This is a genomic window from Cloacibacterium sp. DMC96, assembly GCF_056313765.1.
Map to the genome: position 1 here is coordinate 306,291 of NZ_JBQUZQ010000002.1, position 11,971 is coordinate 318,261.

Here is an 11,971-nt window from a genome sequence, read left to right on the forward strand (position 1 = left end):
GTATAAATGGCTTCAAATAAAATACAATTCAGAAGTATTCACGAACTTAAAGACCAATCGCTTAATGCGAAATTGGCTCAAAAAGAATTTCAAAACGAAATTCCTGTAGATGAGTTCTTGGGTGATGCAGAAAAAATGAACAATTCTGGGACTTCTAGAAGGGATTTCTTAAAATTATTAGGCTTCTCTACAGCTGCAGTTACTCTTGCAGCGTGTGAAGCGCCAGTAATCAAAACAATTCCTTACTTGGTAAAACCACACAGTATTATCCCAGGAATTCCTAATTACTATGCATCTACCTATTTTGACGGGTTTGACTTTGCTAGTGTTTTAGTAAAAACTAGAGAAGGTAGACCAATTAAAATTGAACCGAATAAAACTGCAAATGATCTAGGTAAAACTAATGCTAGAGCTCAAGCAAGTGTATTGTCATTATATGATAATGATAAAATTAAACAACCAAAACTAGACGGTAAAGACGAAACTTTCGACAAAGTAGATTCTGTAGTTCTAGAAGCACTAACTAAAGCTCAAGCTGAAAATAAGAAAATTGTAGTTCTTTCTCATTCATATCCTTCTCCTACATTCAAGAAATTATTCGGAGAGTTTAAAACCAAATATCCTAATGCAGAATTAGTAACTTACGATGCTTATACCTATGCTGCTGCATTAGACGCTGCTCAAGAAGTTTTCGGTAATAGAGCATTACCTGTTTACGACTTATCAGCAACTGAATTAGTGGTTTCTTTCCAAGCAGATTTCTTAGGAGATTATAACGCAAATAGCTTAGAAACATCATACGCAGCTGCTAGAAAACCAGGAGCTAACATGCTTAGACATATTCAAGTAGAATCTAACATGTCTCTTACTGGTGCTAATGCTGATACTAGAATTAAGCAAAAACCTTCTGCTGTAAATAAAACTTTAGTAGAAGTTTATAACGCAATCGTAGGAGGTGGTACTTCTGATAAAGTAGCTTCTGAAATTGCTAAAGAATTACAAGCTAAAGGAAACAAAGCGGTAGTTTTTGCAGACGGTTCTAAAGCTTCTTATGTTTTAGCTCACTTAATCAATCAAAAATTAGGTTCTGTAGCTTTCACTGGAAAAGCTAACCTATTAAAAGAATATGACAACGCTAGATTTAACGAGTTTTTAACTTGGGTAAATGCTGGTCAAGTTGGTGTTTTAGTTGCTAACAACGTAAACCCAATCTATTCTCACGCAAAAGGTGCAGAATTCAAAAAATCATTAAGCAAAGTAGGAACTGTAGTTGCTGTAGCTGATAAGAAAAATGAAATTGCTCAAGCAGCAAAAGTAGTAATTCCAGCAGCACACTGGTTAGAATCTTGGGGTGATATCGCTCCTCAAACTGGTGCTTATTCATTAATGCAACCTACTATCCAAAAAATATTCAAATCTAGACAAATTGAAGAATCACTTCTTGTTTGGATGAATGGAAAAGGATTTACTCCTAACTATTATGAATATTTAAAAGCCAATGCTGCAACAATTCTTAATGGAACTTCATTTAACCAAGCTCTTTATAATGGTTTTAATGCAGGGAACATTACAGGAACTCTATCTTACACAGGTGGAGATGCTGCAAAAGCGGTGTCTGAATTACAAGGTTTCAAAGCTTCTAAATTAGAACTTGTACTTTATACCACTACTGCAATGGGAGACGGTACTCAAGCCAATAACCCTTGGCTACAAGAGTTGCCAGATCCAATTACGAGAATGGCTTGGGATAACTACCTTACTATTTCTCCAGCAGACGCTAAAGAATTTGGTATCGAGAATGAATTAAATGCGAGAATGCAGTTAGATGGTACTGTGGTAAATCTTACTGTAAATGGTGTGAAATTAGAAAACGTTCCTGTTTTCATTCAGCCAGGTCAAGCAGAAGGTTCATTAGGTCTTGCTTTAGGTTATGGTAAAAAAGACTCAGGTAAAGTAGCTGAAACAGGTGTAAACGCTTATTCTTTATTTGATGGATATAACACTGTAGTATCTAATGTTTCTATTGAAAAATCAGGAGCAGATGATCACGAATTTGCAGGTGTACAGCTTCAGAATACATTAATGGGTCGTTACGAAATCGCTAAAGAAGTAACATTAGACACTTACTTAAACGAAGACATAAACAAGTGGAACAAACCATTAACAATGGAAACATTACAAGGAACTTTACCAATGGGCAAAGTAGATCTTTGGGATGCTTTCGATGATACTGATGGTCCACACTTTAATCTTTCTGTAGACCTTAACTCATGTATCGGTTGTGGAGCTTGTATCATTGCTTGTCAAGCAGAAAACAACGTACCTGTAGTAGGTAAAGAAGAGGTAAGAATGTCTAGAGATATGGCTTGGCTAAGAATCGATAGATATTACTCTGCTAAAGAAAAAATAGAAGTAAAAGAAGGTTTAGATAAGGGATTAAATGTTCCTAACCTTTATGATATATTAATTGAACCAAACGAAAGTCCTGATGTGATTTTCCAACCAGTAATGTGTCAACACTGTAATCACGCACCTTGTGAAACAGTATGTCCTGTTGCTGCAACTTCTCACGGTAAGCAAGGTCAAAACCAAATGGCTTACAACAGATGTATTGGTACAAGATATTGTGCAAACAACTGTCCTTACAAAGTAAGAAGATTCAATTGGTTCACTTATAACTTGAATGATAAGTTTGACTTCAACATGAACAACGATTTAGGAAGAATGGTTCTAAATCCAGATGTTGTAGTAAGAACTAGAGGGGTAATGGAAAAATGTTCTATGTGTATCCAAATGACTCAAGCTACAATTCTAGAAGCTAAAAAAGAAGGCAGAAGAATTGAAGATGGAGAACTTAAAACAGCTTGTTCACAGGCTTGTTCTACAGGAGCACTTAAATTCGGTGATATGAATGACAAATCATCAGAAGTAAGAGCATTATTCAATGACAAGAGAAAATATGTATTGCTAGAAGAAGTGGGTACTAAACCAAACGTATTCTACCATACAAAAGTGAGAAACAGAAAAGAAAACAACGTTTAAATAATATAAATAGGTAAAAAATGTCAGGACATTACGAAGCCCCTATTAGGGAACCGCTAATTATTGGTCACAAGACTTATCACGATATCACCGAAGATATTGCAAGACCTATCGAAGAAAGAGCCGGAAAACTCTGGTGGATTTCTTTTTGGGCAGCTCTAGTTCTATTTGTATACGGTTTTGGATGTATTGCTTACACCATTGGTACCGGTATCGGAGCTTGGGGACTAAACAAAACTATTAACTGGGGTTGGGATATTACTAACTTCGTTTGGTGGGTAGGTATTGGTCACGCAGGAACCTTAATCTCTGCAGTATTGTTATTATTTAGACAAAGATGGAGAATGTCTGTAAACCGTTCTGCTGAAGCAATGACGATTTTTGCAGTTGTACAGGCAGCTATCTTCCCAGTAATTCACATGGGTAGAGTTTGGGTAGGATATTGGGTATTCCCTTTACCAAACCAATTTGGTTCTCTTTGGACTAACTTTAACTCTCCACTACTTTGGGACGTATTTGCAATCTCTACTTACTTCTCTGTATCTACCGTATTCTGGTTCATGGGATTAATCCCAGACTTTGCGATGATTAGAGATAGAGCAAAAACGCCTTGGACTAAAAAGATTTATACATTCCTAGCATTCGGTTGGGGTGGTAAAGCAAAACACTGGCAAAGATTCGAAGAGTTATCTCTTGTATTAGCTGGTTTAGCAACACCACTTGTATTCTCAGTACACACCACGGTATCATTTGACTTCGCAACTTCAGTAATCAAAGGATGGCACTCTACCATCTACCCTCCTTACTTCGTAGCAGGTGCGATTTTCTCAGGATTTGCAATGGTACAAACCCTTCTATTAGTTGCTAGAAAAGTAGCACACTTAGAAGATTATATTACCATGTATCATATCGAAATCATGAACATCGTAATCATCGTAACAGGTGGTATGGTAACAGTAGCTTATGCTGTAGAATACTTCATCGGTTGGTACTCAGGAAGTAGATATGAAGACTTTACATATTTATCTCCAGGTGCTGCTACTGGTCCTTACTGGTGGGCATTCTGGGCGCTAATTATCTGTAACTTAGTTGTTCCTGCTTCTTTCTGGTTCAAAAAATTAAGAACGAATATTATTTGGACTTTCTTCGTAGCATTAATCATCAACATCGGTATGTGGTTTGAAAGATTTGACATCATTGTTATCAACCTTTCTAGAGACTACTTACCAGGTTCTTGGACGATGTTTAAGCCAACGATTATAGACGTAGGAGTTTATTTAGGAACAATTGGTTTCTTCGGAGTATTATTCCTATTATACGCTAGAACATTCCCTGTAATTGCACAGGCTGAATTGAAGACTATTTTGAAAATTTCAGGTGAAACTTATAAAGCAAAAGAAGGAGATGAGCACCACTAAAAGAATATATGGACTTTATGGCGATGACGACGATTTAATGAACGGCGTTAAAGCTTTCAGAGATAAAGGTATTGAAATTACCGAAGTGTATACTCCATTCCCAGTTCACGGGCTAGATAAAGCTTTAGGTCTTAAGAAAACTAGAATTTCAGACGCAGCTTTCATTTATGCTTGTTATGGTGTTACCATTGGTGCATTAGCAACTTGGTACATGATGAATCATGACTGGCCACAAAACATCGGTGGTAAACCAGCTTTCTGGTGGGGTCATAACATGCCAGCTTTTGTAGTTCCAATGTTTGAATTAATGGTATTCTGTGCTGCACACATGATGTCTCTTACTTTCTTAGTAAGAAATAAAATGTATCCTGGAGCTGCTCCTCAGAATCCAGATCCTAGAACTACGGATGATAAGTTTATGATGGAGTTTGTGTCTGAAGATGTAGAAACCATTAAACAGATGCTGATTGAAACAGGTGTAGAAGAAATAACTGTAAAAGATGCGTAATATGAAAAATATTTTAAAAATAACAACCATCTTGGGAATCTCAGTTATCGCGCTGAATTCTTGTGGACCAAAAGATAATCCGCCATTAGTTTATTTTCCGGATATGTATTTTCCTGTAGCTTATGACCCAATGTTAAAAACTGCTAGTAAAGCAGATGGACATTATGTAAGCAAAGAAAACGAAATCCCGGCTTTTGTAAATAACTACGGCTCTACTTTACTTTCTCCTGTAGAAGGTACGGTTCCTCAAGACAAGGAAGGAATTTTGCCAGAAGATAAAACTCCTAAAAATGTAGAAGAATATACTGCATTTTATGAAGAGTCAAAAAGTGTTACCGTTTCTCCTCTAGATCCTAAAAATAAAGAAAAAGATTTAGCAAGAGGTAAAAAATTATACGAAATGACTTGTGCAGCTTGTCACGGTGTGGGAGGTGATGGACAAGGTCCAATTGTACAAAGTGGTGCATATTCTGGTGTTCCTAATTACAAAGACAGACAGATTACAGTAGGTTCTACTCATTATGTAATTGTAAACGGAAGAAACTTAATGGGATCTTACGCTGGTCAATTAGCTCCTGCTGATAGATGGAGAGTAGCAATGTATGTAATGAGCGCTTTCAAAGCTGATGCTGCAGCTCCTATAGCCGCTGCTGATGCAACTACAACTCAAACCAATACTAAATAATAAAAACAGAAAAAAATGTATAGTTTTTCACCAAAATTAAAATTGTATTCTATTATACTGATAGTTGTTGGATTGGTACTATTCGGTATTGGCTACCTATTAAATCATGGGTTAAATGAGTCTGCAATTCAGACAATGATGGATAATGTACACCATGGTACACAACATCATACCCCAATGAACTCATCAGAATTAGTAGGACCTCAAGATAATGACGCACACTTAGAACATGCTACGCATCAGATTCATAATACGCCGTTCTCGGCTTTATTAACTGCTGCTATGTTATTCTTCGGAATCTCTGCTTGTGCTTTATTCTTTTTATCAATTCAGCATGCAGCTCACGCTGGTTGGTCTGTAATTGTAACAAGAGTGATGGAAGCAGTAGCTTCATTCATTCCAGTAGGCGGAATTATTTTATTAATTCTTACTGGTCTTAATGTAATGCACATTGCTCATTTATATCACTGGATGGATCCAGATTTAACAAATCCTAATTCTCCAAACTTTGATGTTATCCTTTACGAAAAATCTAAATTCTTAAATATTCCTTTCTACGTAGCGAGAATTCTTATCTATGTATTTGGTTCTTGGTTCTTCGTTTGGAAAATTAAGAAAGTTTCTAAGAGATTAGACGAAACTAAAGATAGAAAAGATTACAAAGCATTATACAACTGGAGCGTAGGTTACATTGCGTTCTTCGGATTTGCTTCTGCAGCTTGGGCTTGGGATTTCTTAATGTCTATTGACCCTCACTGGTATTCTACTCTTTACATTTGGTACTCTATGGTATCTACTTTATCTAGTGCTGTAGCAGTAATCATTATTATTGCAGTTTACCTAAAGAAAAAAGGAGTTTTACCACAGTTTAATGATAACCACTTACATGATTTAGCTAAATTCTTATTTGCTACTTCATTATTATGGACTTATTTATTCTTTGACCAATTCATGCTTTACTGGTACGCAAACATCCCAGAAGAAGTAAGATATTTCTTCGATAGATTTGCTTACTACAAGTATACTTTCTTACCAATGCTTATTATTAACTTCTTATTACCACTATTGGTATTAGTAAGTTCTAGCATCAAGAGAAATTACAAAGTAGTAACTACAATGGCTGTTTTAGTAATTCTAGGTCACTGGTTAGATTTCTTCAACATGATTATGCCAGGAACAGTAGGACCTTTCTGGAACAATGCATATACATTCTTATTAGTATTAGGTGCATTCTTATTCATGGTAGGTTTATTCGTTTTAGTAGTAATGTCTGCATTATCTAAACTTAAATTGATTCCTGAAGGAAATCCTCTAGTAAAAGAATCTAAGATTTTTGAATATCCTTTCTAATTTCAGAAAGAAACATCATATAAATCCCAACTTATTGTTGGGATTTTTTTTGTCCGTGACCACCGAATCTAATTAAGCTGGTCTATTCTTATATTTTGATAAAAAAACAATATTCTTTAAAAAAATGCCTAATTTTGATAAAACTAAGTGTGGAAATTATTTAGTCACGGATTAAAATCCGCCTCAACGGAGAAGAAAGACCAACGCCTTTAGATATAGAACCTTTAAAATCTCCATAATAATGAAAAAAATTTTATTTTTTATAGTTCTTTTAGTTCTTTTGTCTTGCAAACAAAAACAATCAAAATTTGAACAAATCCTAACAAATCCTAACATTAAATGGGTAAAATCAACAAAACCTATTAATAAATCACATTATATATTTTACAGTAAATTTTTCCTAGATTACACAATAAGAAATTATTATATTTCTAACAATTCTCTTGATTATGAGAAAGTAGGTAATTGGAATTTTAACGAAAAGGATAGTATTTTAAAAATAGACAATGAAACATACTATAAGATTATTTCATTTTCAAAAGACTCCATTGAACTAAAAGAAAAGGATTTCTTATTTAAATTATATAATTATGATTCAACATCCGATGGCGTAAATAGGTAGAAGATGGGTTCAGCTCTCCGAAGTTTGCAACTTCGGAGCAGATAAATAAAGAAAATGCTAACTAAAGAGTCTAATATTTTTTGAAATCCCTTTCTAATAAAAAATAAACCTCATATAAATCCCAACTTATTGTTGGGATTTTTTTATTTTTGTATATAAATATTCATTTTATGAAACGTTTCCTTTTTCTAAGCATATTTTCATTGCTTTTTTTAATCGGTTGTAAAAAAGATGCAGTAGATGCAAGCAGTACAAAAGCCTTCCAAGAAAGTATCAATGACATGTCTTCTTCGCTTCCCACTATTAAACAAATTAAGTTTAATGAAGCCCTTTATATTCTAAAAACCTTTGGCGTAGATGCAGAAGGCGATATTGAAGAGTTAAAAGCTCTTGGTAAACTTCTAGAAGGGAAAAAAGTGCCAGAAATTTTTGCAATGGCAGACAAAGTAGCACAAGAAAACGGAATCAACTGGGCAAGTACAGCTCCTCCATCTTTAGGTGAAATGAATATCTTCCAAAATATTATGCCTTCTGAAACAGATGTAAATGATATTGCCGCTAATTCTTTGCAAATTACAACCAGTGAAGTTTCTGTAGATAGTGTTTTAGGACCAAAAGCTTTACAAATCGTTCCAAGATTATTAGACGCAGCAGGAAATAAAGTAGATTTCGAAAATGCAGCCTTAGAAACCACTTTAGAAGTTTCTAGCCAAGGTGTAAAACTTTTGACTTCTAAAAATTTGATGCAAAATAATCAATTCAAAGGGTTTTATATGAGATTTTCTTCTCTTCCTCAAGAGAAAGTAATGGATAATAAAATTGACATAAAAGTTACTGTAAAAACTTCTAAGAAAACCATTCAAATGACCAAAATGGGTGTAGATGTAAATCCTAACGCTCTTTTGATGCCTCAAAGCTCAGAAAATCCAGAAAATCTTGAAGGAACTCCAGAAGAAAATGCTACGGGAACAGATTCTCCAAAAGTAATTGGAGACCCAAAAAATACGGTAGTGAATTTCTTAAGCAACTTAAACAGTCAGAATTTAAAAGCAGCTTACAGTCAGTCAGAAAACCCGAATTGGGGTTCTTATGAAACATTTGCCAATCCTACATCTGGTTTTGGAACCGTAAAAAGTGTAGATGTCACCAATGTTTCTACTAAAGCGAATGCCAATAACACTGCAAGTGTAAATGCAACGTATACGGTAACAGATAAAGCTGGAAACGCAACTTCACTTGATGTTTCTTATGGATTAAAAGCTACAGAAACAGGTTGGAAAATCACCAGCTATAAAATCAATTCTTCTCAAAAAAAATAAATTAAAATCCCATAAAATGGCAACGCAAGATTTAATCGCTAGATTAGAAAGCACAATTCAGAATATTCCAGATTTCCCAATCGAAGGAATACAATTCAAAGACATTACGCCCATTTTCTTAAATCCTAAATTATACGAAGACGTAATTGCAGATTTAGTAGAATTCAGCAGAGGAAAAGTAGACGTAGTGTGCGGAATAGAAAGCAGAGGCTATCTCTTCGGAATTGCAATTGCTGTTGCCCTAGAAGTTCCATTTATTTTAATTAGAAAAAAAGGGAAACTTCCTCCTCCATTTATTTCAGAAAAATACGATTTAGAATACGGAACTGCCGAAATAGAAATGCGCACGAACCAAATTCAACCAAATCAAAGAGTTTTGATTCACGATGATTTATTAGCAACAGGCGGAACAACTGAAGCTGCCGCTAAATTGGTCGAAAAACAAGGCGCAAAAGTGACTCAATTCAGTTTTTTAATTGGTCTTAAAGATTTACACGGCGAAGATAAACTGAAACAGTTTGACGCTGAAGTGTACAGTATTCTGAACTACTAATTTTTATTATTTTTTTCTCCATTTTGCAATTTTCAGCTCATATTTTTGATGCTGAAAAACATTGTAATATATTTTTTTCAAATCTTCAATCATAACTGTAATTTTTGTAAATTTATACAAGAATTCATTGACAATGAATAGGTTTTCCGCATTATATAAAAGAATTTTAATTTTAGTGGTCTCCATACTCATTTTTGTATTATTGGGAGCATTAGCACTCATGTATTCTGAGAAAATGAGATTACTAGACGCCATTTGGTACAGCATTATGACGCTCACAACCGTAGGTTTTGGAGTGCCTGATAATTTCTCAGATTTAGGAAAAATCATTACTATTTTTTTAATGCTTTTCGGTGTGGGAGCTGTGCTTTATGGTTTAACAGCACTTGCATTAGAATTCTTTAACGGAAATTTCGCCAAAGAATACAAACAAAATCTCATCAAACGCAATATGAAAAATTTAGAAAATCACATCATCATTTGTGGTTTCGGGAGAAATGGCAGACAAGCCGCCAGAAAACTTATTCTCCACAAAAAACCTTTTGTTATTATTGACAAAAAACCGCTAGAAAATAGAGATGATGAGTTCCGCAATACTATTTTTATCCACGGAAATGCGGTAGAAGATGAAATCTTGATCAAAGCTGGAGTAGAAAAAGCCAATGGAATCATCGCTTGTTTACCATCTGATGCAGATAATCTTTTTATTGTAATCAGTTCCAAAGAATTGAATCCAAAAATTAAAGTCATCAGTAGAGCTTCTAACAGCAGTACCATAAAAAAATTGAAAACTGCAGGCGCCGAAAATGTAATTATGCCCGATAAAATTGGCGGCGAACACATGGCTTCTCTTCTTATTACGCCAGATTTGGTAGAATTTATTGACAATATTGTGTTGGAAGGCACCAAAAAAATTAACGTTTTAGAAATTTATACGGATAAACTTTCCAAAGAATTTATCGGCAAAAAATTAGAAGAACTTAAAATTTTCCCAAAAACAGGTTGTAAAATTGTAGGCTACAAAGACGTTCATGGAGAATACATCATCAATCCTGACGAAAGTAAACTCATAGAACCGAATAGTTGTATTTTCATTCTTGGGCAACCTCATCAGATTGAAAACCTACAAAACATGTATCCTCAACAAGACAAATATTTCTCATAAAAACCCTAACTGAAAACCACTGAAAATAAATATTGTATATCACAATAGAAACTATTATTTTTGCATTTCAATTTCAAAATTATGACAGACAAGCATAAAAGCAAAAAAGAGCTAGAGAACGAAGGAAAAGAAACGGTAGAAATTTTTCAAGATTTAGACCAAACCGCGCTCAAAACAGAGATGTTCATTGAAAAATACGCTAAACAAATCGGGATTATTTTCGGTGCTATAGTATTAGCGGTTTTAGGATACTTTGCTTACCAACAATTCATTGCAAATCCTAAAAACGAAGAAGCTACACTGAGCTATCTGGCTGCTCAAAAAAACCTTTCTGAAGGGAAAGATGATATCGCATTAGGTGGAAAATCTGCTGCAAATCCAGGATTTAAAGGTACTTATGAGCAATTTACTGGTACAGATGCTGGTAAACTTTCTGCTTACAATGCAGGTTTACTAAAATTCAAAGAAGGTAAATACCAAGAAGCTTACGATTTATTAGACAAGTTTTCTTCTGATAATAAAATCTTAATGGCTCTAAAATATGGAGCAATGGGAGATGCTCAAGCAAATCTTAACAAAAATGAAGATGCACTTTCTCTTTTAGACAAAGCTGCTTCTGCTTCTGATGATGCATACACTTCTTATTACTTTACAAGAAAAGCTGGTTTACTAGCACTTGCAATGAAGAAAAACGCTGAAGCTAAAAAATACTTCGAAACCATCGAAGAAAAATATGCAGATTATGACGGCGGTACTTCTGATGCTTATATAGAAATGGTAAAAAACTTTTAAAAATATAAAATGGCAACTGTAAATCTTTCGGATTACAAACCATTACAAATCTCAAATGCTGATTCTTTTAGAATCGGCATTGTTGTTTCAGATTGGAATGATTTTGTAACCTATAACCTTCGCGATGCAGCGATACAAATTCTAGAAAAAGAAGGCGTACAAAAAGAAAATATAGAAATTTTTTCTGTTCCTGGTGCATTTGAGTTAAGCTACGCTTGCATGCAATTGTGTGCCGCAGAAAACCATGATGCAGTAATTGCCATCGGAAATGTAATTAGAGGAGAAACTCCACATTTTGATTACGTTTGTAGCGCTGTAGCTCAAGGAATTAAAGATTGTAATGTAATGACAGATGTTCCGGCTATTTTCTGTGTTTTGACAGATGATAACAAGGAACAGTCTTTAGCAAGAAGCGGCGGAAACCTTGGAAACAAAGGCGTAGAAGCTGCGGTTACAGCTCTTAGAATGATTGAATTCAGAAGAAATTTGAATAAATAATCAAATTCTACACACAAAT

11 protein-coding genes are annotated in these 11,971 nt (G+C 34.6%); all 11 read left to right on the forward strand.

What is annotated here, in order from left to right:
• The first annotated feature begins 6 nt into the window (after positions 1-6).
• The 11 genes from ACT53I_RS10290 (at position 7) to ribH (ending at position 11,952) form a co-directional block, all read left to right on the forward strand.
• The gene (locus ACT53I_RS10290) at positions 7-3,042 is read left to right on the forward strand and encodes a TAT-variant-translocated molybdopterin oxidoreductase (protein WP_476079580.1); all 3,036 of its coding nucleotides are present in this window, start codon (positions 7-9) and stop codon (positions 3,040-3,042) included.
• Between the two features lie 20 nt (positions 3,043-3,062).
• Positions 3,063-4,460: an NrfD/PsrC family molybdoenzyme membrane anchor subunit gene (nrfD, locus tag ACT53I_RS10295; protein WP_069800010.1), complete on the forward strand. Its 1,398-nt coding sequence runs from the start codon at positions 3,063-3,065 to the stop codon at positions 4,458-4,460.
• A complete protein-coding gene (locus tag ACT53I_RS10300) occupies positions 4,447-4,968 on the forward strand; it encodes a DUF3341 domain-containing protein (RefSeq protein ID WP_104793140.1) in 522 nt (173 codons plus the stop codon). Before nrfD ends, ACT53I_RS10300 begins: the two co-directional genes overlap by 14 nt.
• Positions 4,961-5,653, forward strand: a complete 693-nt coding sequence (locus tag ACT53I_RS10305; protein ID WP_476079581.1) for a c-type cytochrome — start codon at positions 4,961-4,963, stop codon at positions 5,651-5,653. The genes ACT53I_RS10300 and ACT53I_RS10305 overlap by 8 nt, the downstream gene beginning before the upstream one ends.
• Positions 5,654-5,668: 15 nt before the next feature.
• Positions 5,669-7,003, forward strand: coding sequence for a quinol:cytochrome C oxidoreductase (locus ACT53I_RS10310; protein WP_476079582.1), 1,335 nt, complete (start codon positions 5,669-5,671; stop codon positions 7,001-7,003).
• A gap of 241 nt (positions 7,004-7,244) precedes the next feature.
• Positions 7,245-7,625, forward strand: a complete 381-nt coding sequence (locus tag ACT53I_RS10315) for a hypothetical protein (protein ID WP_476079583.1) — start codon at positions 7,245-7,247, stop codon at positions 7,623-7,625.
• Between the two features lie 170 nt (positions 7,626-7,795).
• Positions 7,796-8,944 carry a hypothetical protein gene (locus ACT53I_RS10320; protein WP_476079584.1) on the forward strand — a complete coding sequence of 383 codons (1,149 nt, stop codon included), beginning with the start codon at positions 7,796-7,798 and terminating at the stop codon, positions 8,942-8,944.
• 16 nt (positions 8,945-8,960) lie between these two features.
• Positions 8,961-9,497 carry an adenine phosphoribosyltransferase gene (locus ACT53I_RS10325; protein ID WP_104793136.1) on the forward strand — a complete coding sequence of 179 codons (537 nt, stop codon included), beginning with the start codon at positions 8,961-8,963 and terminating at the stop codon, positions 9,495-9,497.
• Positions 9,498-9,630: 133 nt separating this feature from the next.
• Positions 9,631-10,662: a potassium channel family protein gene (locus tag ACT53I_RS10330; RefSeq protein WP_476079585.1), complete on the forward strand. Its 1,032-nt coding sequence runs from the start codon at positions 9,631-9,633 to the stop codon at positions 10,660-10,662.
• 81 nt (positions 10,663-10,743) lie between these two features.
• Entirely contained in the window at positions 10,744-11,454 is a 711-nt protein-coding gene (locus ACT53I_RS10335) for a YfgM family protein (RefSeq protein WP_476079586.1), read from the forward strand.
• 9 nt (positions 11,455-11,463) lie between these two features.
• Positions 11,464-11,952 carry a 6,7-dimethyl-8-ribityllumazine synthase gene (gene ribH / locus ACT53I_RS10340; RefSeq protein WP_476079587.1) on the forward strand — a complete coding sequence of 163 codons (489 nt, stop codon included), beginning with the start codon at positions 11,464-11,466 and terminating at the stop codon, positions 11,950-11,952.
• Positions 11,953-11,971: the final 19 nt, after the last annotated feature.

Bases quoted from the DNA above. Each gene is read 5' to 3' on its own strand.
- ACT53I_RS10315 (WP_476079583.1), top strand. From the start codon at position 7,245: ATGAAAAAAATTTTATTTTTTATAGTTCTTTTAGTTCTTTTGTCTTGC.
- ACT53I_RS10325 (WP_104793136.1), top strand. From the start codon at position 8,961: ATGGCAACGCAAGATTTAATCGCTAGATTAGAAAGCACAATTCAGAAT.
- ACT53I_RS10335 (WP_476079586.1), top strand. From the start codon at position 10,744: ATGACAGACAAGCATAAAAGCAAAAAAGAGCTAGAGAACGAAGGAAAA.
- ACT53I_RS10305 (WP_476079581.1), top strand. From the start codon at position 4,961: ATGCGTAATATGAAAAATATTTTAAAAATAACAACCATCTTGGGAATC.
- ribH (WP_476079587.1), top strand. From the start codon at position 11,464: ATGGCAACTGTAAATCTTTCGGATTACAAACCATTACAAATCTCAAAT.
- ACT53I_RS10310 (WP_476079582.1), top strand. From the start codon at position 5,669: ATGTATAGTTTTTCACCAAAATTAAAATTGTATTCTATTATACTGATA.
- ACT53I_RS10320 (WP_476079584.1), top strand. From the start codon at position 7,796: ATGAAACGTTTCCTTTTTCTAAGCATATTTTCATTGCTTTTTTTAATC.
- ACT53I_RS10330 (WP_476079585.1), top strand. From the start codon at position 9,631: ATGAATAGGTTTTCCGCATTATATAAAAGAATTTTAATTTTAGTGGTC.
- ACT53I_RS10300 (WP_104793140.1), top strand. From the start codon at position 4,447: ATGAGCACCACTAAAAGAATATATGGACTTTATGGCGATGACGACGAT.
- nrfD (WP_069800010.1), top strand. From the start codon at position 3,063: ATGTCAGGACATTACGAAGCCCCTATTAGGGAACCGCTAATTATTGGT.
- ACT53I_RS10290 (WP_476079580.1), top strand. From the start codon at position 7: ATGGCTTCAAATAAAATACAATTCAGAAGTATTCACGAACTTAAAGAC.